The organism is Pseudomonas sp. CC6-YY-74 (assembly GCF_002025205.1).
Taxonomy (GTDB): domain Bacteria; phylum Pseudomonadota; class Gammaproteobacteria; order Pseudomonadales; family Pseudomonadaceae; genus Aquipseudomonas; species Aquipseudomonas paeninsulae.
In genome coordinates this window covers 294,839-321,270 of sequence record NZ_CP019947.1, presented here as the reverse complement: position 1 = coordinate 321,270, position 26,432 = coordinate 294,839, and the positions used below count along the sequence as shown (strand labels likewise).

Annotated in this window: 20 protein-coding genes and 1 pseudogene; 4 read left to right on the top strand and 17 right to left on the bottom strand. The window is 64.0% G+C overall.

The genetic code is table 11. The features are described from left to right. Positions 1–59: 59 nt before the first annotated feature. Positions 60–3,140, bottom strand: a complete 3,081-nt coding sequence (locus tag B2D37_RS01480) for an efflux RND transporter permease subunit (protein ID WP_079201060.1) — start codon at positions 3,138–3,140, stop codon at positions 60–62. A gap of 5 nt (positions 3,141–3,145) precedes the next feature. Further along, complete coding sequence (locus B2D37_RS01475; RefSeq protein ID WP_079201059.1) at positions 3,146–4,237, bottom strand: efflux RND transporter periplasmic adaptor subunit; 1,092 nt, start codon at positions 4,235–4,237, stop codon at positions 3,146–3,148. A gap of 91 nt (positions 4,238–4,328) precedes the next feature. Between B2D37_RS01475 and B2D37_RS01470 the strand changes: the two genes are divergently transcribed. Beyond that, positions 4,329–4,967: a TetR/AcrR family transcriptional regulator gene (locus B2D37_RS01470; RefSeq protein WP_079201058.1), complete on the top strand. Its 639-nt coding sequence runs from the start codon at positions 4,329–4,331 to the stop codon at positions 4,965–4,967. A gap of 194 nt (positions 4,968–5,161) precedes the next feature. Here B2D37_RS01470 and B2D37_RS01465 read toward each other — a convergent pair. The 3 genes and pseudogenes from B2D37_RS01465 to B2D37_RS01455 all read right to left on the bottom strand — a co-directional run bounded on the left by B2D37_RS01465 (position 5,162) and on the right by B2D37_RS01455 (position 7,601). Next, a pseudogene (locus tag B2D37_RS01465) lies at positions 5,162–5,937 on the bottom strand (class I SAM-dependent methyltransferase). Between the two features lie 139 nt (positions 5,938–6,076). Next, the gene (locus tag B2D37_RS01460; protein WP_079201056.1) at positions 6,077–6,730 is read right to left on the bottom strand and encodes an extensin family protein; all 654 of its coding nucleotides are present in this window, start codon (positions 6,728–6,730) and stop codon (positions 6,077–6,079) included. A gap of 40 nt (positions 6,731–6,770) precedes the next feature. Beyond that, positions 6,771–7,601, bottom strand: coding sequence for an oxaloacetate decarboxylase (locus B2D37_RS01455; protein ID WP_079201055.1), 831 nt, complete (start codon positions 7,599–7,601; stop codon positions 6,771–6,773). Between the two features lie 290 nt (positions 7,602–7,891). Here B2D37_RS01455 and B2D37_RS01450 point away from each other — a divergent pair, with 290 nt between their 5' ends. Continuing rightward, complete coding sequence (locus B2D37_RS01450) at positions 7,892–8,320, top strand: hypothetical protein (protein ID WP_079201054.1); 429 nt, start codon at positions 7,892–7,894, stop codon at positions 8,318–8,320. Between the two features lie 36 nt (positions 8,321–8,356). Here B2D37_RS01450 and B2D37_RS01445 read toward each other — a convergent pair whose 3' ends face one another. After that, a complete protein-coding gene (locus B2D37_RS01445) occupies positions 8,357–9,394 on the bottom strand; it encodes a GlxA family transcriptional regulator (protein WP_079201053.1) in 1,038 nt (345 codons plus the stop codon). Between the two features lie 337 nt (positions 9,395–9,731). Here B2D37_RS01445 and nhaC point away from each other — a divergent pair, with 337 nt between their 5' ends. After that, entirely contained in the window at positions 9,732–11,234 is a 1,503-nt protein-coding gene (gene nhaC, locus B2D37_RS01440) for a Na+/H+ antiporter NhaC (RefSeq protein ID WP_079201052.1), read from the top strand. Positions 11,235–11,497: 263 nt separating this feature from the next. Here the strand turns inward: nhaC and B2D37_RS01435 are convergent, their stop codons facing one another. The 11 genes from B2D37_RS01435 to B2D37_RS01385 all read right to left on the bottom strand — a co-directional run bounded on the left by B2D37_RS01435 (position 11,498) and on the right by B2D37_RS01385 (position 23,923). Beyond that, entirely contained in the window at positions 11,498–13,822 is a 2,325-nt protein-coding gene (locus tag B2D37_RS01435; RefSeq protein WP_079201051.1) for an ATP-binding protein, read from the bottom strand. After that, the gene (locus B2D37_RS01430) at positions 13,806–14,594 is read right to left on the bottom strand and encodes an ABC transporter substrate-binding protein (RefSeq protein WP_079201050.1); all 789 of its coding nucleotides are present in this window, start codon (positions 14,592–14,594) and stop codon (positions 13,806–13,808) included. Before B2D37_RS01430 ends, B2D37_RS01435 begins: the two co-directional genes overlap by 17 nt. Then, a complete protein-coding gene (locus tag B2D37_RS01425; protein ID WP_256573134.1) occupies positions 14,591–15,316 on the bottom strand; it encodes a response regulator in 726 nt (241 codons plus the stop codon). Before B2D37_RS01425 ends, B2D37_RS01430 begins: the two co-directional genes overlap by 4 nt. Before the next feature lie 171 nt (positions 15,317–15,487). Further along, positions 15,488–16,246 carry an SDR family NAD(P)-dependent oxidoreductase gene (locus B2D37_RS01420; RefSeq protein WP_256573133.1) on the bottom strand — a complete coding sequence of 253 codons (759 nt, stop codon included), beginning with the start codon at positions 16,244–16,246 and terminating at the stop codon, positions 15,488–15,490. Between the two features lie 10 nt (positions 16,247–16,256). Continuing rightward, positions 16,257–17,024, bottom strand: a complete 768-nt coding sequence (locus B2D37_RS01415) for an SDR family NAD(P)-dependent oxidoreductase (RefSeq protein WP_079201049.1) — start codon at positions 17,022–17,024, stop codon at positions 16,257–16,259. Beyond that, complete coding sequence (locus B2D37_RS01410; protein WP_079201048.1) at positions 17,021–18,406, bottom strand: MmgE/PrpD family protein; 1,386 nt, start codon at positions 18,404–18,406, stop codon at positions 17,021–17,023. The genes B2D37_RS01415 and B2D37_RS01410 overlap by 4 nt, the downstream gene beginning before the upstream one ends. A 90-nt stretch (positions 18,407–18,496) precedes the next feature. After that, the gene (gene proX / locus B2D37_RS01405) at positions 18,497–19,522 is read right to left on the bottom strand and encodes a glycine betaine/L-proline ABC transporter substrate-binding protein ProX (protein WP_079201047.1); all 1,026 of its coding nucleotides are present in this window, start codon (positions 19,520–19,522) and stop codon (positions 18,497–18,499) included. Positions 19,523–19,571: 49 nt separating this feature from the next. Next, a complete protein-coding gene (proW, locus tag B2D37_RS01400; RefSeq protein ID WP_079201046.1) occupies positions 19,572–20,522 on the bottom strand; it encodes a glycine betaine/L-proline ABC transporter permease ProW in 951 nt (316 codons plus the stop codon). Between the two features lie 57 nt (positions 20,523–20,579). Beyond that, positions 20,580–21,755, bottom strand: a complete 1,176-nt coding sequence (gene proV / locus B2D37_RS01395; RefSeq protein ID WP_079201045.1) for a glycine betaine/L-proline ABC transporter ATP-binding protein ProV — start codon at positions 21,753–21,755, stop codon at positions 20,580–20,582. 398 nt (positions 21,756–22,153) lie between these two features. Beyond that, complete coding sequence (locus B2D37_RS01390; RefSeq protein ID WP_079201044.1) at positions 22,154–22,972, bottom strand: pyrroline-5-carboxylate reductase; 819 nt, start codon at positions 22,970–22,972, stop codon at positions 22,154–22,156. A 285-nt stretch (positions 22,973–23,257) separates the two neighbouring features. Further along, a complete protein-coding gene (locus tag B2D37_RS01385; RefSeq protein ID WP_079201043.1) occupies positions 23,258–23,923 on the bottom strand; it encodes a TetR/AcrR family transcriptional regulator in 666 nt (221 codons plus the stop codon). A gap of 290 nt (positions 23,924–24,213) precedes the next feature. Here B2D37_RS01385 and B2D37_RS01380 point away from each other — a divergent pair, with 290 nt between their 5' ends. After that, positions 24,214–26,262, top strand: a complete 2,049-nt coding sequence (locus tag B2D37_RS01380) for an NADH:flavin oxidoreductase (protein ID WP_079201042.1) — start codon at positions 24,214–24,216, stop codon at positions 26,260–26,262. Positions 26,263–26,432 lie beyond the last annotated feature (170 nt).

The following is a 26,432-nucleotide window of genomic DNA, read 5'->3' as shown; positions in this document are numbered from 1 at the left end:
CGACAAAAAACGCCGTTCACTTGAGCCAAGTGAACGGCGCTGTTCGGCTAGCGGGCTAATTAAATCGCCGGGTCAGGCTCTTGCTTGACCCGGAACCAGGCGGCGTAGAGTGCCGGCAGGAACAGCAGGGTCAGCGCCGTGGCGACGACCAGGCCGCCCATGATGGCCACCGCCATCGGCCCGAAGAACACGCTGCGCGACAGCGGGATCATCGCCAGCACCGCCGCCAGGGCGGTCAGCACGATGGGCCGGAAACGGCGCACCGTGGCTTCGATAATGGCGTTCCAAGTGTCCATGCCGGCGCTTCTGTCCTGCTCGATCTGATCGACCAGGATCACCGAATTACGCATGATCATGCCGGACAGGGCGATGGTGCCAAGCATGGCGACGAAGCCGAACGGCTGGCGGAAAATCAGCAGGAACAGGGTCACGCCGATCAGGCCCAGCGGCGCGGTGAGGAACACCATCGCCGAGCGCGAGAAGCTTTTCAGCTGCAGCATCAGCAGGGTCAGCACCACCACGATAAATAGCGGCACCCCGGCATTCACCGACTGCTGCCCGCGCGCCGAGTCCTCGACCGTACCGCCGACGTCCAGCAGGTAGCCATCGGGCAGCGCCGCGCGGATCGGTTCCAGGGTCGGCAGGATCTGTTTGACCAGACTGGCCGCTTGTTCGTCGCCGTAGATGTCGGCGCGCACGGTGACGGTCGGCAAACGATTGCGATGCCAGATCACCCCTTCCTCGAAACCGTATTCGAGGATGGCGATCTGCGCCAAGGGCACGCTGGTACCGCTGTCAGTGGGTATCGCCAGGCTCGGCAATAGACCGAGCTGCTGGCGCTCGCTGAGGGTGCCGCGCAGCAGAATTTCGATCAGTTCGTTGCCTTCGCGGTACTGACTCACCGACGAGCCGGTCAGCGAGCTGCGCAGAAAGCGCGACAGATCGGCGGTACTGATGCCCAGGGCACGCGCGCGCTCCTGGTCGATATTCAGGCGCACCACCTTGCTCGGCTCTTGCCAGTCCAGGTGCACGTTGGCCACATGCGGGTTGTCGCGCACCTTGTCCGCCACCTCGCGGGCCAGCGCGCGAACCTCGTCGATATGCTCGCCGGAGACGCGCAGCTGCACCGGGTAGCCGACCGGCGGGCCGTTCTCCAGGCGCGAAACGCGCGTACGCAGGGCTGGGAATTCGTCATTCAGGGTGGCGATCAGCCAGCTGCGGATTTTTTCGCGCTCCTCGATACTTTTCGCCAACACCACGAACTGGGCAAAACTGGCCGCCGGCAGTTGCTGGTCGAGCGGCAGGTAGAAGCGCGGCGAGCCAGTGCCGACATAGGCGACATAATTGTCGATGCCCTCGTGGCCATCGAGCAGCTGCTCGAGATGTTTGACCTGCTCTGCAGTGGCGCTCAAGGAGGCGCCTTCGCCCAGTTTGAGGTCGACCATCAGCTCCAGACGCCCGGAAGCGGGAAAGAACTGCTGCGGCACGAAACGGAACAGCACTATCGAGGCGACGAACAGCGCGAGGGTCAGCAGGATCACCGTCTTGCGCCGCCGCACGCACCATTGCACGGTACGCCGCACGCGCTGATAGAACGGTGTGGCGTAGGGATCATGCCCCTCGGCGCTGCTGCCATGCTTGGCCGCATGCAGCTTGGCCAGGTCCGGCAGCAGCTTGGCGCCCAGGTAGGGCACGAAGACCACGGCGGCGATCCATGACACCAGCAGGGCGATGGTCACCACCTGGAAGATCGAACGGGTGTATTCGCCGGTGCCGGACTGCGCGATGGCGATCGGCAGAAAGCCGGCGGCGGTGATCAGGGTCCCAGTGAGCATCGGAAAGGCGGTGCTGGTCCAGGCATAGCTGGCCGCCTTGATGCGGTCGTAGCCCTGCTCCATCTTGATCGCCATCATCTCCACGGCAATGATCGCGTCGTCGACCATCAGCCCCAGCGCCAACACCAGCGCGCCGAGGGAGATCTTGTGCAGGCCGATCCCCAGGTAGTACATGGCGGCGAAGGTCATCGCCAGCACCAGCGGAATCGACAGCGCCACCACCAGGCCGGTGCGCAGACCGAGGGAGAAAAAGCTCACCAGCAGGACGATGATCACCGCCTCGGTGAGCACACGGATGAACTCGCCGACGCCGGTCTTCACCGCCGCCGGTTGATCCGAGACCTTGCGCAGCTGCATGCCGGCCGGCAGGGTTTCCTGCAGGCGGGCGAAGTCGATTTCCAGGGCCTTGCCCAGCACCAGGATGTCGCCGCCGGCCTTCATCGATACGGCCAGGCCGATGGCGTCTTCACCCATGAAGCGCATGCGCGGCGCCGGTGGGTCGTTGAAGCCGCGTTTGACCTCGGCTACATCGCCGATGCGGAAGGTCCGCTCGGCCACCCGGATCGGGAAGTTGCGGATGTCCTCGACCGACTCGAAGCGCCCGGTCACCCGCAGTTGCACACGGTCCGAGACGGTTTCGAAGAAGCCGGCCGCCGCCACCGCGTTCTGTTCTTCCAGTGCCTGCTGGACCACGCCCAACGGCAGGCCGAGGGTGGCCAGCTTGGTGTTGGACAACTCGATCCAGATCTTCTCGTCCTGCAGACCGACCAGATCGACCTTGCCAACATCCTTGACCCGTTGCAGCTGCAACTGAATGCGGTCGGCATAGTCCTTGAGCACCGCGTAGTCGAAACCTGCGCCGGTCAGTGCATAGATATTGCCGAAGGTGGTGCCGAACTCGTCGTTGAAGAACGGCCCCTGAATACCTGGGGGCAAGGTGTGGCGAATATCGCCGACCTTCTTGCGCACCTGGTACCAGAGGTCGGGAATCTCCTCGGAATGCATCGAGTCGCGCGCGATGAAGGTTACCTGGGACTCGCCAGGTCGCGAGAAGGACACGATCTTGTCGTACTCGCCGGTCTCCATCAGCTTTTTTTCGATGCGCTCGGTGACTTGGCTGGCGACTTCCTCGGCGCTGGCCCCCGGCCAATTGGTGCGCACCACCATGGCCTTGAAGGTGAACGGCGGGTCTTCGCTCTGGCCCAGCTTGGTATAGGAAATACCGCCGACCACCGCCAGCAACAACATGATGTAGAGCACGATCTGACGATTGCGCAGCGCCCAGGCGGACAGGTTGAAATCCATCGAGGCTACTCCTTGGCTGCCAGCTTGACCGTGCGGTTATCGCGGTCGACCGCACGCACCTGCTGGCCTTCGCGCAGCACCTGCACCCCGGCGGCGACCACCCAGTCTTGCGCCTGCAGGCCTTCCAGCACCGGCACACTGTTCTCGGCATAAGCGCCGATGCGCACATACGTGCGCTTGAGCGTGGAGTCCTTGGGGTCGACCAGCCAGACGTAGGGCTGGCCTTTCTCCGCAGTCAGCGCCGACAGCGGCACCGACAGCGGCACTTCGCCGTTATGGGAGATGAATACCCGGGCACTTTGGCCCAGCTCGGCCGGCACCTTGCCTGCGCTGAAGGCCACGCGTGCGGCAAAGGTGCGCGACTGCGCGTCGGCCGCCGGGGATATCTCGCGAATCCGCCCGGGGAAGCGCTGATCCGGCTGCGACCAGAGTTCGACCGCCACTGGCTGGTCGACCTTGAAACGCTCGTAGGCTTGCTCGGGCAGGTTGATCGAGACCTCACGCTCGCCATCGGCAGCCAGAGTGAACACGGACTGCCCCGCTGCCACCACCTGACCGACCTCGACCATGCGCCGGGCAATCACGCCATCCTGCGAGGCGCGCAATACTGCGTAACCGGCCTGATTGCTGGCCACATCGAATTCGGCTTTAATCTGCTTGAGGCGAGCCACGCCCGAGCGGTAGAGATTTTCAGCGTTGTCATATTGCGAGCGACTGACCAGGTTACGCCCCTGCAGGGTCTTGTAACGGTCGCGCTCGGCGCGCACCAGTTGCAGGTTGGCCTCGGCCGCGGAGACTTGCGCGCGCATGGCTTCGAGCTGCAAGCGCACATCCTGCGGATCCAGCTCGGCCAGCGACTGATCCTTGCGCACATGGTCACCCACCTCGACCAGGCGCTTGGCGACCTTGCCGCCAATGCGGAAGGCCAGCTCAGGCTCCAGGCGCGCACGCACTGCTCCGGCATAGGCATCCATCATTTCGGTCGCCGGTTGCGGCTGCACCACCATGGCGGGACGGATAGACTGCTCGACCGGCTCACCCTGACCACAGGCAGCTAGCAGAACGATGAGACTGGCAAACAAGGCATGGCGAAACATGATGGATGACCTTTCGCGAAGGTTTGGAATATTTATACTGACGGGTATAGTAAAAATAGCAAACTCACCAGTCCAGTATTAAAAGCAGCCAATGCCAAACAAGTTGTTACCGCCCAGCGGCCCAGGCCGCCCAAAAGACCTCGTCAAGCGCCAGGCCATCCTCGACGCGGCGAAAAACCTATTCATGCGCAATGGCTACGACGGCAGCAGCATGGACGCCATCGCCGCCGAAGCCGGGGTGTCCAAGCTGACGGTGTACAGCCACTTCACCGATAAGGAGACCCTGTTCTCCGCGGCGGTGAAGGCCAAGTGCGAGGAGCAGTTACCCGAACTGTTCTTCGACCTGGCGCAAGGCACCCCCATCGAGACCGTGCTGCTGAATATCGGCCGCGGCCTGCACAAACTGATCAACAGCCGCGAGTCGGTGGAGATGCACCGGCTGATGGTGGCCCTGGCCTGCCAGAACCCCAAGCTGTCGCAGATGTTCTACGAAGCCGGCCCGCAACGCCTGCTCAACGAGATGCAGCGCCTGCTGAGCAAGGCCGATCAGGCCGGCCAGTTGCGCATCGTCGATGCGCCCCGCGCCGCCGATCAGTTCTTCTGCCTGATCAAGGGCGGCGCCAACTTCCGCCTGTTGATCGGCTGCGCCAGCCCGCAACAAGACGAAACCGCCGAGCAGCATGTGCGGGGCGCGGTAGACATGTTCGTGCGCGCCTATCGGGCAGACTGAGCACCTTGCCTGATTGCATCCGGGCAACGCAGGGCACCACCAATGCGCCGCCCGGAGGCTTTTGTAGGATGCTGCGGGCCGCGTAGGGTTGAGCGCAGCCTACGGACAGTCCGCAGCCGGATGAATGCCGAAACTACCCTCTCCCGGATTGCATCCGGGCGACCCCCGTCTCAACCGCACTGCGGCTTACCGCTTCACGCCTGCAGTTTCTTCAGCGCATAGATGTCGTAGCGGCTGGTTTTGCCTTCCAGCGCATAAGTCGGTTTGCCCCCGTCGATGACCGGCGCCTTGCGCGGGCGCTTGACTACCACCCGGTGGCTGGCCAGGGCCAAGGCTGCAGCCAGCAGGGCCGGGGCATCCAGGTCGTCACCGACGAAGGGGCGGAACAGGCGCATTTCCTTTTTCACCAGCGCACTCTTGTCGCGATGGGGAAACATCGGGTCGAGGTAAATCACCTGCGGCGGCTCGCCCTGCCACTCGCGGATCAACTCGATCGCGTTGCCGGTCAACAGGCGCATGTGCGCCACTATCGGCCCCACATCCCGATCGACCGCGGCGCGGGCCAGGCCATCCTCCAGCAACGCAGCAATCAACGGCTGCCGCTCGATCAAGGTCAGGTTGCAGCCCAGGCTGGCCAGCACGAAAGCATCGCGACCCAGCCCGGCGGTGGCATCCAGCACGCGGGGCCGCACGCCCGGCTGCACGCCTACCGCCTTGGCGATCATCTGCCCAGTACCACCGCCGAATAGCCGGCGATGCGCCACCGCGCCCTCGACGAAATCCACCCGCACCGGCCCTGGCGCCTGTGGCCCCAGCTCGACCAGCTGCAAACCCTGCTCGCCCAGTTGCATGGCAAACTCGGCCGCGCCGCTTTGCGGCAAGCCCAGGCGTTCGGCCCACCCCGCCGCAGTCTCGGCCAGATGCGGGGCCAGAGCTTCCATGCGAATTGTGGCGCCAGGTCGTTCGTCATTCATCGGGAAATGTGCTCAAAAAATACTCAATTCGACCTGTATGCGGTCGATCATCGTTGACGCGGCATTCTGCCAGAGCCGGCCCTTTCCGGGCGGACCAAGTTCGTCATGTTTGCGCTGATTTAACTGCTGGACGCACTAGCGGCACATGCGCAGCAACCCCATATCGACATGAAAATGATCGCGATGGGCGACGTTGTACGCCGGCCCCAGCGTGACATTGAAGCTGGCGCAAGCGCCTTTATGCACCAGGCGCAAGAAGCCCGCTTCGGCGCTGTCTTTCGGCCAGTCACGCAGAACGCTGATGCGCCGGCCGTCGCGCAAGCGGAAACCGACGATATCCAGGGCATTGGCCGAGGCATGCTGGCTGCGGCGCTGGCTACCCGCGATGTTGCGGCAGGCGAAGCTGCCGACATGCTCGACCTGCACCACCGGCTGGCCGAACGCCTCCTGGGCCGCAGGCTGCAAGGCATGCCGCTCGAACAGGGTAAAAGCCACCGCCAGCGGGCAGGTGGCAATAAAGCTGCTGCTGAACCGCACCTCGGACGCCTGCACCCGCAGGGTATTCTGCAGCGGGCAGTCCGCCGCCGGGCTGCTATCGGCCAGCGCCGTATAACGCAGCGGCGACGTGGCCAGGGCCTGCTGACAGAGCACAGGATCAGCCTCCAGGCGCCAGAGCTTGAAGGGGGTCAGCAGGTTTGGCGTGGCCCGGATATCCAGTGGCGCCCAGGGATTCCAGCGCGGCGGCACATCGAGCCACTGTCGATAGACCGCCAGCGGCACGCCAAACATACCCAACACAACCAGCAGTAGCAGAACTCGACGCAAACCCTCAGCCCTTGAACAGATTGTTGATGCGCTCGAACGGCATGCCCTGGCCGGTCGCCAGCAGGCTGCCGTGAGCGGCCAATTCCTGCGCCGCCTGGAAGAAGGCGCCATAGGCAACGCGCGCCAGACCGGAGCCGAGACTGACGCGTTTCACCCCCAGTTCGGCCAGCTCATCCAGCGACAGCCGCAGGCTGGGCGAGCCCACCAATACGTTGACCGGGCGCGGCGCCACGGCCGTGACCAGCGCCAGGATTTCCTCGCGGGTCGTCAGGCCCGGCGCATAGAGCACATCGGCGCCCGCCTCGGCGTAAGCCACCAGGCGGCGGATGGTGTCGTCCAGATCGGGTCGACCATGCAGGTAATTTTCCGCCCGCGCCGCCAGGGTGAAGGTGAACGGCAGGCGCCGGGTTGCCGCGACCGCCGCCTGGATCCGCTCGACCGCCAGTTCGAAGGGATAGATCGGCGACTGCGCATCACCCGTGGCATCCTCGATGGAACCGCCAACCAGGCCGATCTGCGCCGCCAGGGCGATGGTTTCGGCGCAGTGCTGCGGGTCATCGCCGTAACCGTTCTCCAGATCGGCGGCCACCGGCAGCGGCGTCGCCTCGACGATAGCGCGGGCGTTAGCCAGGGCTTCCTGGCGACTGATCGCACCTTCTGCATCGCAGCGACCCAGGGAAAAGGCCAAGCCGGCACTGGTCGTAGCGAGCGCCTCAAACCCCAGGGCCGCGAGCATCTTCGCCGAGCCGGCATCCCAGGGATTGGGCAGCACGAACAACCCGTCGCGCTGGTGCAGGCTGCGCAAAGCCTCGCCACGCTCCACCTGAGTAGACATATCGATCGCTCCTATTTCGATTTCGACCTGCGTGCACCTTAGACCAGACGCCCTGCGCCGCAACAGCCTCAAGGCCGGCCAAGCTACTCAGCCGCGCCCGCGACGAAAGCCAGCGACGCCTGCACGCATGGCAAATAGCGCGCCGCCAGCTGCTGACAACCCCATGCAGCAGCGTGCTCGGCCAGGGCTTCCCTAGCCATTGTGGCACTAGGCCGTGGGTTACTCGTCGGCAAATATGCTCGATAAATGTTCAACCCGGTCGCTAAGCGGCCGATAACCAGGTGCGCGGCATGTTGCCCGACTTGGCCCCTAGCGGCCGCACCGAGTTCCTTATGGTTAATGGCGTTTCCGCTCCCAGCACCGCACTGCCGGCCTATAGCAGCAACCCGAGCGGCAACAGCCCGGCAGACATTCGCGCCTATCTGGATTTCCAGATCCTGTTGAGCCGGGTGATCTCGGACCAGCAGCCGTTGGTTACCGCCGAGGCGCCAGGCGAACCGCAGGCAAGCGCAGCAATAGCGCCCGCGGCTATCGAGCAAGACAGCGGTGCCCAGGACTTCATCGCGCAACGCCAGCTCGAGCTGGGTCTCAGACTCAACGCCGAACCGAAGAAAGTCGATCGCTTGACCCTGATGCTGCTCGCCGACGCGTTCAGCGCCGGCAGCCAGAGCGCGCCCACAACGCCCGAGCTGTCCCGCTACCCGCTGACCCTGGCGTGAACGCGGCTGGAGGCAGCTCGGGCTTGATGGCTGCGCTCAACGCCGACTGTGTGAAGCCGCCCGAAAACGGCCCGGCGAAATCTCGAAGAACTCGCTAAAACAACGGCGGAAATGCGAGATGCTGACAAAGCCGCTGGCGACGGCGATATCGGTGAGGGACTTGTTGGTCTGTTGCAGCAACTGGCGGGCGCGAGTCAGGCGCAGCTCCAGGTAGTAGCGCGACGGCGTCGCGTTGACGTGGCGACAGAACAGACGCTCGAGCTGGCGCCTGGAAATGTCTACGCAGGTGGCAATCTCATCCACCGTCAGCGGCTCGTCGATGTTGTTGTGCATCAGCTCCAGCGCCGACTTCAACGTCTGTGGCAAGGTCGGGTCGTAATCGACGGCCACCACCGACACATCCAGAACTTCCTGCATGGTGTCGCAGCTCAGCACTTCCTCGATGGCACTTACCAGGTTGAAGCCACTGCCGCGCCGCACCACTTCCAGCATCATGCCCAGCGAGCTATTGGCACCGGCACAACTGATCCGCTCGCGATCCAGCACATAGGCATGATTCGACAACCTCACCTTGGGAAACAGCTCGGCGATCATCGCCCGACCATCGGGATGGAACGCACAGTCGTAGCCATCCAGCAGCCCCGCCTCGGCAAGAAAATAAGCGCCGTTCCACAAGCCGCCGAGCATGGCGCCAGCGGCGTCGGCCGATCTGAGCTTGGTCCTGAGCAGCGGATCCACCTGCAGGCGCACGCGAAAGCCGCCGCAGACGACCAGGATGTCCTGCTGTTTCTCTGCCATATCGGCCAGGCAGCAGTCTGCCGAAATGACGATGCCCAGATCGCTGACCACCACCGCGCTTGCGCCACCGACCACCAGCACTTCATAGAGCGGCGCCGGGCTCATCAAGTTGGCGGTGACCAGGGCGTCCACCGCCCCGGTGAAGGCCATCATCGAAAAATTATCCAGCAATACGAAGGCAACGCGCCGCAGCGGCAACGCCGGCTCGCTGCCCTGGCCCTTGGCGAAGTGCGCCATATTCTTATTTTTTAACAAACTCTCGAAAGAGGATCTCATGTTGCAACTCACTGGCACGAAAGCATTTACTGAAGAAGGTAACTCAGACCATGTTATTTATTTGAATAGGCCTACGGAACAACATTCGTCCGCCTAACTACTGCCACTATGACACTAAGCACTTGCTGGCCTTAACCATTAAAACGAAGACGCTCAGCATATCCCGACACTTGCACCGAGCCGCGAAAAATACAGATGTAAATGGCATGTAATACCCTGATTACAACCTGATACAGCAACCCGTAAAGCAGTTCACATCGGCTTGCTAGGTTGAGTCCTCCAAGAACTACAAAATGATCGCCGGCTCAGCCAGACGATCACTCCCTGGAGGAAGCTCGTGCACACCAATAACAACGCTCGCCCCTCGCTCGTCCTCGCCCTGATCCCGATCGTCCTCACGCTCGGCATACTGGCGATCCAGCTGTTCTACTACGGCGACTTCACCCCCCACGTCCCCCTGGCCATCGGCCTGGCGATTACCGCGCTGATCGGCTGGGGTCAGGGTTATCGCTGGAAGGACATCGAGAAAGGCTCGCTGCACGTCGTGTCCATCGGCCTGCAATCGATCGGCATCCTTATCGTGGTTGGCATGATCATCGGTACCTGGATCGCCAGCGGCACCGTACCCCTGATGATCTATGGCGGCCTCAAGCTGCTGTCACCCGAGGTGTTTCTCGCCGTCGCCATGCTGATGTGCGCCGTGGTCTCGGTGTCGCTTGGTACCTCCTGGGGCACGGTCGGCACCATCGGCCTGGCGCTGATGGGCATAGGTGCGGGGTTCGACGTCCCGATGTACTGGACCGCTGGCGCCGTGGTGTCCGGGGCGTTCTTCGGCGACAAGATCTCGCCGCTGTCCGACACTACCAACCTGGCCCCGGCCGTCACCGGGGTCAATCTGTTCGACCACATCCGCAACATGTTGCCGACCACCATCCCGGCCATGCTGATTGCCCTGGTCATCTATCTACTGGTGGGCTTCAACCTCATCGGCGGCAATGAACTCGACTCCAGCAAGATCGACCTGATCACCAATGGCCTCGCGCAGAACTTCGAGCTGTCCTGGGTGCTGTTGCTGCCCCCGCTGCTGGTCATTGGCCTGGCGCTGAAGAAAATGCCGGCCCTGCCCTCGCTGTTTGCCGGCGCCATCGCCGGCGGCATCCTGGCCATGGCTTTCCAGGGCGCCAACCTGCATGACGTGTTCACTTACATGCAGAGCGGTTACAGCCTCAACAGCGGGATCAAGGACATCGACAGCCTGCTTAACCGCGGCGGCATCCAGTCCATGGCCTGGGTCATCACCCTGGTGATGATCGCCCTGGCCTTGGGCGGCGCCCTCGAGCGCACCCGTTGCCTCGAGGTGATTGTCGAGGCGATCCTGAAAAGGACGCGCAGCTTCGGCAGCATGCAAACCGCCGCCATTGGCACCTCGATTGCTACCAACCTGGTCGCCGGCGACCCCTACCTGTCCATCGCCCTGCCCGGCCGCATGTTTGCTCCGGCCTACCGTGGCAAGGGTTATTCGACCCTCAACCTGTCGCGCGCAGTCGAGGAAGGCGGCACCCTGATCTCCCCGCTGGTGCCGTGGAACGCCGGCGGTGCCATCGTGATTTCCTCACTGGGTCTGGCCGTGGGCGATGGCAACTTCGAGAACCTGCTGTATATCCCGCTGGCCTTCGCCTGCTGGTTGTCACCGGTGATCGGCATCGCCTATGCCTACCTCGGCTGGTTCTCGCCCAAAGCCACCGAGCAGGAGCGCGCGAACTGGAAGGCGCAGGGCGAGGCGATCCAGACCTTCGACCAGCCCGAACCAGGCTACCGCGCAGCGCCTGTCGCCGACTGAGGCCGACGCACTACTGACCCAGCTTTGAGTACCTGTTGCAAGGTACCCGCTGCACCCCAGGGCCGGCCGTCACTCGACGTCCGGCCCTTTGCTTTGGCTATGTCAGGCGCAGTAGCCGGTCAACAGGGCGCGGTGATTCAGTAGCTATTGTCCGCCTCGAATGCACCCAGGCGAGGGCACGCTCACCGCTGGTTGTCCTCCCGTAGCCAGGCTGGTCGTCTCGCCACGGATAGAGCAGCGCATCGACGCAGCAACCTGCCCACTCACGCCTCGCCGACCTGCCGCGCCCGGCGCAGATTACTCGGCAGCGCGTCCTTGAGCGCCGTGAATAACGCCAGACAGTGGGCAGCATCAGCCTCTCGGCTGCAGGTTTCTAACGCCGTAGCCAGCCGCGCGACCTCAAGCAGGCCGAGCGTGCTGCAGCTGCCCGCCAGCTTGTGGGCCAACTCGCCAACCTCATACAGATCGTCCAGTTGCAGGGCATCGTCGACCTGCACCAGCAGCCCGTCGGCCTGTTCCTGGAACTGCTCGAACAAACTGCGCAAGCGCGCCTGGCCGAACACCTGGCGATGGATGGTCAGCAGGTGCAGGTCGACCCCCGCCTGCTCATCCGCCTGCGGCTGCGCCGCTATGCCGCTATCGGCCGGCTGACAGAGTTGCCTCAGCACCTGCTGCAACGCCGCTGGCTGCAGCGGCTTGGCCTGCACCGCAGCGATGCCCGCCGCCAGATAACCCTGGATATCCGCCACGCCGACGCTGGCGGTCAGGGCAATGATCGGCGTGTCGGCGTTCAGGCTGTCGGCGGCCGAGCGAATAGCCTGGGTCACCTCGACACCGCTCATGCCCGGCAGGTGCATGTCCATGAGGATCGCATCGAAGGCCTGCTGCCGGCACACCGCCAGGGCTTGCCGACCATCCTCCGCCAGGTGCACCAGGTGCCCGGCGTGCTCGAGCAGCCCACAGATGACCTGCTGGTTAATCGGCGTGTCCTCCACCAGCAACAGGCTCAGGCTGAGCGCGGGCGAGAGTGTGGCTGTGGCCTCGGCCTGCGTCGCGGGCGGCTCGGCCACCTGCAGCTCCACCTCGAGCCAGAAGGTGCTACCTGCGCCCTCGCGACTATCGACACCGATCCGTCCGCCCATGGCCGCGACCATCTTCTGGCTGATGGCCAGGCCCAAGCCGGTGCCACCGAAGCGGCGGGTGATGCTTTCATCGGCCTGGGTGAAGCGTTCGAAAATCCGCTGCTGCTGCTCGGCGCTGATGCCCATGCCACTGTCGCGCACCGCGAAGCGCAAGCGGCTGCCGGCCTTGTCCACGCCGCCGACCCTTAACTCGATGGCGCCGCGCTCGGTGAACTTCACCGCGTTGCTCAGCAGGTTGGCCAGTACCTGGCGCAAGCAGCCGGCTGCGCCCCGGTAGTAGCGCGGCAGTTGCGGCTCGACCTGGCAACTGACCCGCAGCGCCTTACCCTGCAACTGCGCCTCGGCCAACAGGGCCTGTTCCTCGAGCAGTTGAGGCAGGCAGAACACCTGCTCTTCCGGCACATAGCCGCCCTCCTCCAACTTGGCGTAATCGAGCACCCCATCGAGGATGGCCAACAGGCCTTCGCCGGACTGGCGTAGGGCATCCAGGTAGCCACGTGCCTGCTCGGACTGCGGCGTGTGGTAGAGCAGTTGGGTCATGCCAAGAATGCCGCTCATCGGCGTGCGGATCTCGTGGCTGATCCCGGCGAGGAACTGCGAACGGGCCTGGCTCGCGGCCTCTGCCACCTCCTTGGCCTGGCGCAGGCTGCGCGTGCGCTTGTCGACCATGCGCCGCAGCTGTTCGCGACTGAAGAGCAATTGCTCGTGGGCGCGCTCGCGGCGCTCGATGTCCTGATTGATCCCCAGACGCAGGTCGTTGAGCGATTCGACCAGCGCATCCAGCTCGTCGCTGCGTGGGCTCGGCTGGCGTTCCAGCTGCAACGGCGTATCACGCGAACCGACGCCCAGGTTGCGTGCGTAACGAGCCATGCTTTCCAGGTGCCGAGTGACCATGCGCTGAAAAATCGCCATGACCACCAGCACACTCAAGAAGATGGTCAGCGCCTGGCCGAGAAACAGGGTCAGGGCACTCCAACCCAGACGGGCATACACCGCGCCCAGATCGGTATGCACCACCAACTGGCCGAGGTTACGCGGCCCCAGAGGCGTCTCATGGCGCAAGGCGAAGCGATGCTCTGCGGTCCGCGCCGCCGCGCGTTCCCCAGCAGCCAGCAGCAGCCGTTCACCCGTGTCGGCATCCTCCAGGGTCAAGGAACTGATGTCGGGAAAATCCAGGATGCCGCGCATCTGCAGGCGCAGCTGCTCGCGGTCGACATCCCAGATGCTCTTGGCCAGGCTGGCCAGGTAGACATTGCGGATCAACTCGATGCGCTGCTCGATCACGCGCATCTCGCGGCGATACTCGATGGCGGCCTGGATGCTGGTGGACAGCACCACGAAGAGCAGACTGCAGACCAGCACGTAGAGCATCATGCGATAACCGAGCGGGTGCTCCTGGCGGTAAGTGAGCAGCTTGCGCCAGGTTTTTTTAGGGTGCTGAATCATAGAGATTGGTCATGCGATGGGGTTCGGCGAGATAGCGAGCACTGTAGTGCTCATCCAGGCGTTTCAGGGTGCCATCCTCGCTCAGTTCGCGCAGGCGCTGGTCGAGTCGCGGCAGTAGGGCGAGCAACGCCGGATCGCGGCGCACGCCTATCCGATAGTGTTCGGTGACCAGCTGGCCGGGCTGCTGCACGATGACCTGGTCGTAGCCGAAACGGCGGTTCTGCAGGGTCCAGCTGTAGAGGCCGACCGGCATGAAGTCGATACGCCCCTGGGCCAGCTTGATGAAATTTTGCTCGCCACTGGACACCCATTCGATGTTCAAGTGCTGCTCGGCGAAACGGTCGAAGCGGTCACCGAAACTGTCGCCCAGCAACAAGCCGACGGTGAGTCCGCGCAGATCGTCCCAGCTGTCAAAACGCACCGATTTGTCGCGCCGGGTGAACAACACGATCGGGTCGGCCACCAGCGCCTCCTTGGTAAAACCCATCCAGGCTTCACGCTCATGGGTGCGATAGGCGGCGACGACTATGTCCACCCGTCCCTGCTGGGCCTCCAGCAAGCAGCGCTTCCAGTTGCCCAGTGCCAGCAGGCGCACCTCATGACCCAACTCGGCGAACAGCTGGCGCACCACCTGCGGCGCCAGCCCCACCAACTCGCCCTGGGAATGCCAGGACACCGGCGGATAGAACGGGTGACCGCAGGCCAGCAGTTCACGCGCCTGGGCCACCGGCGCCAGCAGGCCCAGCAGCAACGCCAGCGCCGCGCGCTTCACCTGGCCTGCAGCGCCTTGGCCGCGAGCAGGTAACCGACCCCATGAATGGTCAGGATGATCCGCGGGTTGGCCGGGTCGTCCCTGAGCTTGCGGCGCAAGCGGCCGATCAGCACATCGATAGTGCGATCGTTCGGTGCCCATTCGCGGTTACGCATCTGGTCGAGCAGCTGGTCACGGCTCATGGTCTTGCCGAGGTTGCCCAACAGCACGCTGAGCAGCTGGAACTCGCCACCGGTGAGCTGGCTGACCCGGTCGTCGCAATCGGTGACCTGGCGCAGCCCCAGGTCCACCGTACAGGCGTCGAAGCGCAGCAGGTTCTGCCCGGTGCTGACCGGCGCCTGGGCGCGGATCAGGCGCACGCGGCGGCACAGGTTCTTCGCCCGGGCGAGAATATCGCGCGGGCTGAAGGGCTTGGTCACGTAGTCGTCGGCGCCGCACTCCAGACCGATCAGCTGGTCGACCGCATCCTGCCGCGCACTGATCAGAATGATGCCGACCTCCGAATGCACCCGCAGCTCGCGGGTCAGGGTCAGGCCATCCTTGCCGGGCATGCGGATGTCCAGCAGGACCAGGTCCACGGTTTCGCGCGCAAGGATCTGCTCGGCCTCCTCCGCCGTGGCGGCGGCCAGGACGCGGTAGCGCTCCTCGGCGAAATAGTTGCACAGGCACTCGCGGGTGATGAGTTCGTCATCCACCACCAGCACCGTCAGGTCATCGGACATGCCAGGCCTTCCAGGGCTGAAATCTGCTGGGCTGGAGCCGGGTGCGGCGCCGGTCGGCGGGCAGCCGCTCGACATCCAGTTTATCCGCTGCACTTTATTACAAGCGCACGCGCCCCAGGTGCCTATTTCCGACACTTGGGGGCGCGTGACCACCGTGCCGCGCTCAGCGCATCAGAACGGCAAGGGCAACTTGGCGGTGCGTCCACCGTCGACCACCAGCACCTGGCCGGTGACGAAGGCTGCCTCATCCGAGGCGAGAAACACTACCGCGCCACCGACGTCCTGCGGGGTGCCGGTGCGCCCGACCGGGTGCATGGCCAGCAAGCCCTGGCGCGCGCCCACTGGATCGGCCTGGGCATTGATGTAGGCATTGCTCAGATCCGAGTCGATCCAGCCTGGCGCGATGGCATTGCAGCGCACCCCGTCGCGGCCCAGGTCCACCGCCAGCGCCCGGGTCAGGCCATGCACGCCGGCCTTGGAAGCGCAGTAAGCGGCATGCTGCGGGTTGGCGCCGAGGCCTTCGATGGAGCCGATATTGATGATGCTGCCACCGCCGCGCTGACGCATCTGCGCCAGCAGTTCACGGACCAGGAACACCGGCGCGCGCAGGTTGACCACCATCATTCGGTCCCAGTCCTGCTCGCTCATGGCCTCGATCGGCTGCTCGAACATGAAGCCGGCGTTATTCACCAGCACATCGATGCCGCCGAGCAGTTCGGCCGCGGCCTGGGCGATCAAGCGCGGGGCGCCGGATTCGGCCAGATCCGCTTCGACGAAGAACACCTGCGGGTTATTCGCCAGCTCCGCGTCCAGCGCCTGACGCTGGGCCACCAGCACCCGCGCCCCGGCGGCCAACAACTTTTCGGTAATGCCGCGGCCGATGCCGCGCCCGCCGCCGGTGACCAGGGCGTTTTTTCCCTTGAGCAACATATTCATCTCCTTAACCCGAAACCGGCTTGGCGCCGGTCACTTCTAAAGCTTCACCGGCGATATAGCGGGCCTCGTTCGAGGCCAGGAAGGCGATCACATCGGCGATGTCTTCCGGCTCGGCGATACGCCCCAGGGGTACGCTCTTGTTCAGTTCCTCGACGGCCTTGTCCGGGTCCAGGCCGCGGCGTTCGAAACCGCTGCGGATCATCGGCGTGTTGATCTCGTGTGGGCACACGGCATTGACCCGGATGCCCAGCGGCGCGCAGTCGCGGCCGAGGTTCTTGCTCAGCGCTGCCACCGCGCCCTTGCTGGTGCAGTAGGCGACATGGCCGGGGCCTGGGTAGATGCCCCACACCGAGGACGTGTTGACGATGGCCGCACCTGTGCGCCCCTTCATGTGCGGGATCGCTGCGCGGCAGATGTAGAACACCGCATTGAGATTGACGCCCATGGCGTCGAACCACATCTCGTCGGTGGTTTCCTCGATGGTGCCGCGCGGAATGATGCCGGCGTTGTTCAGTACGATGTCGAGGCCGCCGAAGCTTTCCACGGCGGCACTGACCACGGCCTCGCAATAGCTCTTCTCACGCAGGTCGCCGGCCAGGTAGCTGACCTCGGCGCCGAGGGCGCGGGCCTTCTCGGCGATCTTTGCGCAGCCGGCCTCGTCGCGGTCGGACAGCATCAGCCGCGCGCCCTCACGGGCAAACAGCAGGGCCAGGGCCTGGCCGACACCGCCGGCGGCGCCGGTGATCAGGGTGACTTTCTCGGCGAATTTCATATGGCAACCTCCTTGAGCAGGGTTGAACCAGGCAGCGCCTGGACGGATTCGGTCTCAAACAGCAGCTGAAATAGAGTGGCGCAGTCGGCGCTGGCGGGCAGTTCGGCGACGGCCTGTTCGATGGCCTGACACTGCGCTTTATCCAGGCTGACGCCGGCCAGCAGGTGGAACTTGGCGCTGAATTCGGCCGGACTCATGGCCGTGGCCGGGTCGCCCTTGGCGGCGGTGATCGGGCTGGCGAAGCGCTGGCCATCCTTGAGCGTCACCGATACCCGCGAGAGGATTTCGTTGGGGAAGCGCGCCGACAGGTCGTCAGCCTCGACGATTTCGATGCGCCGGCTGACCGCAAGAATGTCGGCGGCATGGATCGCCGCGCCGGTCACCTCCAGCGGGCCGACCTGGCCGCGCGCTACCAGCGCCGCCAGCGGGAAGGCCAGGGCGTACTGGGCCTCGTCGGCATTGGCCGGAGTGTGACCCTGCAGGCGCATGGACTCGTGGAAGGTCTCGACGGTGATCTGCTCAATCGCCGCGCCGCGAATCTGCGGGTGCTCGGCCAGCAGCGCGGTCATCGCGGTCAACGCCGGCTGCGCCCAGCGGCACACCGGCCAGGGCTTGAAGTACTGGGCATCAATCTCCCAACGCTGCCCGAGGTCATGCCACTGGGCGGCCACCGCGCTGGTTTCCACCGTCTCGGCCGGCGCGCCGGTGACCCCGGCCTGGGCCAGCAGCAAGGCATTCAGTCCGGCATAGGCGCCGGCGCCGTGGGCGTCGCGCAGCATCGAGGGATGATCGACCAGGCGCATCATCGGGCAGCGCGGACCGAAGTACTCGGCGATGCCCAGGGCATGCCGGAAGGTCTGCTCGTCCAAATCAAGCAAGCGGGCGCCCGCGCAGACCACGCCAAGCCCGGAGAAGGCGCCGGAGGCATGGTATTCAGGCGCAGTGGCCATCAACGCGACGCCCGCACGCAGCGCCGTTTCATAGCCGATACACAGTGCGCTGAGCAGCTCCTCGCCGCTGATACTGCGGCCCTGCTCGCGGCAGGCGTCGACCAGCGCCAACACGGCGGGCACCACGGTGGCGCCGGCATGGCCCTTGGAGGTGAAGTGGCCTTCGTGGGCATCCAGACTATCGACACTGAAGCCGCCGGCCCAGGCCGCGCCCAACGGATGCACCGGTCGCCCGTCGAACAACAGGCGACTACTCAGGACACCAGCCGGGTAATGGTTGACCGCATAGCGCTTGAGCGCCTGGCTGGTCTGATTGTCGCGGGCGCCGGCGGCGACCCCGAGGATATCCAGCAAACAGGTCTGCAGCAGATCACGGGTGTGTTGCGGCGCCTGGCTGAACGTGAAATCGCGGACGAACGAATAGAGCGACATGCGGCTACTCCACAGACGACACTCAACAGAGCTCAGAAAAAAAGGTGCCCTGCAGCGGGCACCTTAAGTACGACTAGGTGAAGGCTAAGCTCACTTAGCAGCGGCGCGGGAAGCGGCGATCCAGGTATCGAACTGCTCGCGATGCGCGGCGACCCACTCGGCGGCATGCCGACGGATGTCCTTGGCGCTGTTCTCGCCATCCTGCATCTTCAGGTTCTGCGCGCTCTCGTCGTCGGTGGTGATTTGCACCAGGGAGAGAAACTTCAGCGCGGCCGGATTCTCTTCGGCAAATTCCTTGTTCAGCACGGCTTTGACTTCATCCACGGCGAAACCGAGGTTCTTGCCATTGAAGCTGGTGTTGATGTCATTCTTGCCATCGGGCAGATCGGTGTAGGGCACCTCCAGCCAGACCACGTCCTTGCCCTCGACCAGCACACCGGCGATCCACTGCGGTACCCAGGTGTAGTAGAGAATCGACTCGCCTTGCTTGTAGCGCTGAATGGTGTCGGCCATCAGGGCGAAGTAGGAGCCGCGGTTATGCGTGACTGTCTTCTCCAGACCATAAGCCTTGAGGTGGTGATCGATCACCAGTTCGCAGCCCCAGCCCGGGTTGCAGCCGGTGAGGTCGGCCTTGCCATCGCCATTGCTATCGAACAGCTTGGCGATTTCCGGCTTCTTCAGGTCTTCCAGCGATTTGATGTTGTGGGCATCGGCGGTCTTCTTGTCGATCAGGTAACCCTGTAACACACCGGGAATCACGTCGCCGGCCTTGACCAGCGTCTCATCGCCGCCGACCTTCTGGTAGAAGGTGTCGTGCAGCTTGTCCCACAGGTGCACGGTGAAGTCCGCATCGCCGTATGACAGCGCCACCATCATCGTCGCGTACTCGGTCTCCTTGGGTTTCTTGACCTCGTAGCCCAGCTCGCGCAGGCCGGCGATGGCCACTTCGCCGCGGAAGTGCTCTTCGGCGATCGACGGGAAGATCGGCGTCACCGACACCCCCTGCCCCGGCTGCTCGGCCGTAGCGGCCTGGCCATAGAGCGGCAGCAGGCTCAAGGAGGCGACGGCCGCGCAGTGCAGGAATTTCCGGGTGAAGCCATGGCTATGTAAGTTCATCGTCATCTACCTTTTGGGCTTTGTTGTTAGTCGGTTATTACGATTCAATTCAGGCCTCAGCCTTGACGCTCGCCGGACGCTGACCCAGCAGGCGCAGCAGCAGGCCGACGGGGCCGCTGTGGTACCAGCGCATACTGGGGTCGGCGTTGCCGAGTTCGCCCATGGCCTGAGTCAGGCGATCGAGGAAGATCGCCAGCAGCACCAGACCGACGCCGCCGACCGTGGCCAGGCCCATGTCCAGGCGGCCGATACCGCGCAGGACCATCTGGCCGAGGCCGCCGACCGAGATCATCGAGGCGATCACCACCATCGACAGCGAGAGCATCAGGGTCTGGTTGACGCCGGCCATGATGGTCGGCGCGGCCAGCGGCAGTTGCACGCGCTTGAGCATTTGCCACGGCGTGCAGCCGAAGGCTCGCGCCGCTTCGATCTTGTCTTCAGGTACCTGGCGGATGCCCAGGTTGGTCAGGCGCACCAGCGGCGGTACGGCGAAGACGATGGTCACCAGCACGCCGGGGACGTTGCCGATGCCGAACAGCATCACCACCGGCACCAGATAGACGAAGGCCGGCAGGGTCTGCATGGCATCGAGCAGCGGCCGCACGATCTTCTCCAGGCGGTCGCTACGCGCCGACAGGATGCCCAGCGGCACACCGATCAACGCGCAGAAAAACACCGAGGTCAGCACCAGCGCCAGGGTGGTCATGGACTCCGACCAGACCCCGATCAGGCCCAACAGGGTCAGGGTCACGGCGCACAGCAAGCCCATGCGCGGGCCGGCCACCTGCCAGCCGAGCAACGAGGACAAGAGGATGCCGATGGTCGGCGGGATGCTCTGCAGGATGAACTCAAAACCATTGAGCACCTGATCGATCGGCCAGCGAATGGCGCGGAAGAACTCGCGAAAATTGTGCACCAGGTAATTCAGGGTGCTTTCCACCCAGTCACCCAGGGGGATGGTCAAGGTCTGGAAGGGGTCGAGAAAACTGAACTCTGACATAGGGGTACCTACTCTCCGATTCTGCTCGGTGGAATCCTGCTAGGACTGCTTCGCCACTCAGTGGCGACTCAGGGTCTGCAGCAGCAAATTCTTGGAAATCGTGCCTTTGAAGGCACCGCCATGGTCCAGAACCGGCACTGGGTAAGGTACCGACGCCACCACATTGAGTACCTCGTGCAACGGCGTATCGATGTAGATGGGTTGATGCCGATCCAACCTGGATTGCTCCAGTCGCTGCATCTCGACGCTGTTGCCGTTCAGGGCGTCGGGCTCGACCACACCGAGTAACCGATCACCCTCGTCAAGCAGATAGCCGAATGGAACGCCCACTTGAAAGCCCGGCGCCTGGCCGTTGACCCGGCACACCGCAGCAGGGTCCAGCTCGGCGACATCACCGGCGCGGAGCACCCTGGAGCTGTCGAAACCGTGGAAGAAGGCCTCCACATACTCATTGGCCGGGTTGCACAGCAGCTCCTGGGGTGTGCCGATCTGCACCACCCGACCGCCCTCCATGATCGCGATGCGGTGACCGATACGGATCGCCTCGTCGATGTCATGGGAGATAAAGATGATGGTGCGCTGTTGCTCGGCCTGCAGACGAATCAGCTCGCCCTGCATCTCGCAGCGGATCAAGGGGTCCAGGGCGGAGAAGGCCTCATCCATCAGCAGGATGGTTGGATCGTTGGTCAGTGCCCGGGCCAGGCCGACGCGCTGCTGCATGCCGCCGGACAACTGGTGCGGGTAACTGTTCTCGTGCCCGGCCAGGCCAACCTGGCGCAGCGCCTCGACTGCCCGAACCTTGCGTTCCTGCTCGCTGACCCCGGAAATTTCCAGGCCGAATGCGGCGTTTTCCAGCACGCTCATGTGCGGCATCAGGGCGAAGGACTGGAACACCATGCCCATTTCCTTGCGCCGCACCTCGAGCAGTTCCTTGTCGGACAGCCCGGTGATCTCCCGGCCGTTGAGGTGAATGCTGCCGGAGGTGGGTTCGATCAGGCGATTGAACAGGCGCACCATGGTCGACTTGCCCGACCCGGACAGGCCCATGATGACGAAGATTTCACCGCGCTTGACCGAGAAGCTGGCGTCGAACACACCGACAACCTGCCCGGTCTTCTGAAATATCTCGTTCTTGTCGGCGCCGTTGCGCAACATATCCATGGCCACTTCCGGCTGCGCGCCGAATACCTTGAATACGTTTTTGACGGAAAGTATCTCGTCAGCTTGGGTCATTGCGCCCTCTTCTTGTAGGTATATAAGCCGTCATCTTGGTGGCGCCGTTTGGCGCTTTATCCGGGCCGAACAAATCCCGCCAGCGCTTAACTTGCAACAAGTTGCCGCCGGCCATTAATTGCCTGGATCACCGCGAATATGCCCGTTGGCGACTGCCTGCACAGTGCTCGCCGGGTGAGTTCAAGTTAGAGATTGGGGGACTGAGCGTCCAACGACATTTGTGCGGCCAAAACAATAACCTGATGTTATTGATTGAGCGCAGAGTCACTGGCGATATCGGGGCCTAGCCGTGGCACACAAGGCATACCGTGGGGCACAAGCAGGCGGACAGGAGACGGCAAGCGAGCGGTCGGCTCAGCGCTCAGCTGACAGGCTGAGCAAGCGGCTAGCCGACGAAATTAACCCTTGGGCTGCGAATAACTGGCCTTCATACGCTGCGCAGCGGCCTCTGCCGCATCCAAACCGGCAGCGATAGCCGTCTTGAATCCCGCATCGATCATTGCCTGCAAACCGGCCGCCGTGGTGCCTCGATAGTCGAGCATGGCCTGCAGCATATCGGCCGGCGGCATGCCATCGCCACCGAGCAACTGGCTCGCCCCCACCACCACGCCACGCACCGCGCGCTCGGCAACCTGGCGCGGCAGCCCCTTGGCCAGGGCATGAGCGAGCATCGCCTCGGCCAGCAGCGCCGGATAGGCCGCACCCGAGCCGACCAGCCCGGTCAGGTAGTCGAGATCCGCTTCGCTCGTCACCTCATCGGTGCTGCCGCAGGCCTCGAACATGACTTGGGTGAACTGTTTGTCGGCGGCGGTGACCTGCTCCGTGGCAAACCAGGGCGTATAGCACTGGCCGATCTGCGCCGCCGCATTGGGCATGGCGCGAATGATCCGCTGGCTGCCGGTACGCGCGATCAGGGTCTCGACCGAGACGCCGGCCATGAACGAGATCACCAGCTTGCCGACGGCCTCGATAGACACATCGGCGAACTGCTCGGGGCGCACCGACAGCACGATGACCTCGGCCCGTTGCGCCAGCTGGCGATTGTCCTGAGTCAGCTGCACCGCGGGCCAGGCGTCAAAGCCATCCACCCGCCCGGAACGACTGGAGAGGATCAAGGATGCGGGCTGCAGCACGCCGCGTTCGAGCATGGCGGCGCCGATGGCACGCCCCAGCCAGCCGCCACCGCCGATGATGCCAACCGTCAGCTCACTCGACATACAAGTACCCTCCCAGGGTCACGACAACGTTTAAATGCCTGTTAATCGCGGTCTTAGCCATGTACCGCGATCCCAGTAGGGTGGGTTAGGCGCATGTTAGCGATAGCGATGAGCCTGCAAGATCCGTTGCGCCGTAACCCACCATCGGCGCGACGCAGGCCTATCGCCTGGTGGGTTACGCGGCGCGCCACGCTAGCGCTGCCTGATCGTTCGGAGCTTGGCGCCGCTAACCTGCGCGGCCCGCCCCACCCTGCGATGATCCGAGATTTCATGATTGACCCGACACTAGGCTGAATGATTCGCCACCAGCGTCGGCTCTGCCACCGCGTAGCCGTGGCGGGCATAGAAACGCTGGAGTTCACGCGGTTCTGGCGCCTGGCCGGTAAAGATCGTCACGTACTCGGGAATGCGCTGCATGCGCGTCGGCAGATCCTCGCGACTGTTCATGCTGATGTAGCCGATCTGGGTCAGGTATATCGATCTGGCCCGTACGTCGGCCGCCATGCCCTGGTAGCCGAACCGGCTGAACATAGCGCTCAACGCAGCCAGGCGCGCCGTGTCGGCGAGCTCGACTTGCGCCGCCACTCTGGGCTCTTGCAGCGCCCAACTGCGCAGCGCGAATTCGAACTGCGAGTCGAACAGCGCCGGGTTCAGCCAGCAGTCGAACACGTTGAGAATGGCCTCGGCGATGCTTTCCGCGTAGGCCTCGCTCTGGTGGATCAGATTGCCGCTGTTCTTGGCGCGCCAGCGCTCGATCAGGGCAGCCAGCAGCTCTTCGCGATCGGTGAAGAACCAGTAAAAGCTGGTTCTCGACAGGCTCAGTTTCTTCGCCAGCGGCAGGATCCGTACGGACTCGACGCCCGACTCGATCAAGCTGTCGTAAGCCGCCTGCAGCCAGATCTCGGCCGATCCACGCCAGCCGCTATCACTCGATTTCTTCGGTTCATTCATGGGCCGATGGTAGCCAGCGAGCGGCCCTCACACAATCTGAATGTCCGCAGGCGTCGATAAAAAGGACATACCTGTACATTTTTGTCCGATTCCGGCACCGCCATGACTCACTGTGGCAACTCCTGGCAATACCTGGTGAGGGTGAGGCAAGGCATCTACTTGCGACACAACCCCACCAATCGCGACAGACACGGCAGAGGATCAATGTACAGCAAGGCCTACCCAGTAGACACCTGTGTACATTTTAGGTAAATACAGACTCACGTCCCCGCCACCGTGGAGCCCTGACCATGTCGAATGACCCGTTGCTGCAGCCCTACCAGCTCAAGCACCTGACCCTGCGCAACCGCATCATCACCACCTCGCATGAGCCGGCCTATCCCGAGGACGGCATGCCCAAGGCGCTGTATCGCGCTTATCACGTCGAGCGTGCCAAGGCTGGTGTGGCCCTGACCATGACCGCTGGTTCGGCGGCGGTGTCGCGGGACAGTCCGCCGGTGTTCAACAACATCCTCGCCTACAAGGATGAGGTGGTCGGCTGGATGAAGGACCTCACCGACGAATGCCACGAGCACGGCGCGGCGGTGATGATCCAGCTGACCCACCTGGGTCGGCGTACTCGCTGGGACAAGGGCGACTGGCTGCCGGTGGTGTCGCCGTCGCACAACCGCGAGGCGGCGCACCGCGCCTTCCCCAAGCAGCTGGAAGACTGGGACATCGAGCGCATCATCAAGGACTACGCCGATGCCGCCGAGCGCATGCAGGCGGCCGGTCTGGACGGCATCGAACTGCAGGCCTACGGCCACTTGATGGACCAATTCTGGTCGCCACTGACCAACGAACTGGATGCGCCCTATGGCGGCTCGCTGGACAACCGCCTGCGCTTCACCTTCGACGTGCTCAGCGCCATTCGCCAGCGCGTCGGCAACCAGTTCATCGTCGGCGTGCGCTACACCGCAGACGAAGTGCTCAGCGGCGGCTTCAACGCGGATGAAGGTGTGGATATCTCGCGTCGGCTCAAGGCCAGCGGCATGGTCGACTTTCTCAACGTGATTCGCGGCCACATCGACACCGACGCCGGCCTGACCGACGTGATTCCGATTCAGGGCATGGCCAGCTCGCCACACCTCGACTTTGCCGGACAGATTCGCGCCGCCACCGATTTTCCGACCTTCCACGCCGCGAAAATTTCCGATGTCGCCACGGCGCGGCACGCCATCGCCTCGGGCAAGGTCGACATGATCGGCATGACCCGCGCGCACATGACCGACCCGCACCTGGTACGCAAGCTGATCGAGGGCCGCGAGCAGGACATCCGCCCCTGCGTCGGCGCCAACTACTGCCTCGACCGCATCTACCAGGGCGGCGCGGCCTACTGCATCCACAACGCCGCCACCGGCCGCGAAACCAGCATGCCCCATGAAATCCCCAAGGCCGCCACGCGGCGCAAGGTGGTGATCATCGGCGCCGGTCCGGCGGGCCTGGAAGCCGCTCGGGTCGCCGGCGAACGCGGTCATGAGGTCGTGCTGTTCGAGGCGGCCAATGACGCCGGCGGTCAGGTGCGCCTGACCGCGCGCAGCCCGCGCCGGCGCGAGATGCTCGGCATCATCGACTGGCGCATGGCGCAATGCGCGGCACTCGGTGTGACCTTCCACTTCAACACCTGGGCCGACGCCGAGACCGTCCGCGCCGAGCGGGCGGACGTGGTCATAGTCGCCACCGGCGGCTTCCCGCATACCGAGATCCTCAGCGAGGGCAACGAGCTGGTAGTGTCGGCCTGGGACATCATCTCCGGCGACGTCAAACCCGGCGCAAACGTGTTGCTGTTCGACGATGCCGGCGACCACACGGCGCTGCAGGCCGCCGAGTTCATCGCCCAAAGCGGCGCCAAGCTGGAAATCATGACCCCGGACCGGTCCTTCGCCCCTGAAGTCATGGCCATGAACCTGGTGCCTTATATGCGCTCGCTGCAAAAACTCGACACCACCTTCACCGTGACCTACCGCCTGACCGCGGTGGCACGCGAAGGGGCCGAACTGGTAGCCAACATCGACAGCGACTACGGCGACGTGCGTAGCGGCGTGCATAAGCAGCGCCGGGTCGATCAGGTGGTGGTCAACCACGGCACCCGGCCGCTGGACGAGCTGTACCTGGAACTCAAACCCTTCTCGCGCAACCTCGGCGCGGTCGATCACGGCGAGCTGATCATCGGCCAGCCGCAGTCCAGGGACGACAATCCGGATGGCGAATTCCAGCTGTTCCGCATCGGCGATGCGGTGGCCGCACGCAACACCCATGCGGCCATCTACGACGCCTTGCGCCTGGTCAAGGATCTTTGAGCGCCAGGCCCGACTGGCCCACAGTCACCAAGGGCCATGACTGTCGGACCGTCATGGCCCTCTCCTCCTCGCTGGCTGCCCCGGCCCGCCTCGCTCGCCCGCGCCTTGCCATAGCGCAAAACCGATCCCGCTCGCCAGCGCAACCTGCGCAGCGAGTGCTTGGTAGTTGG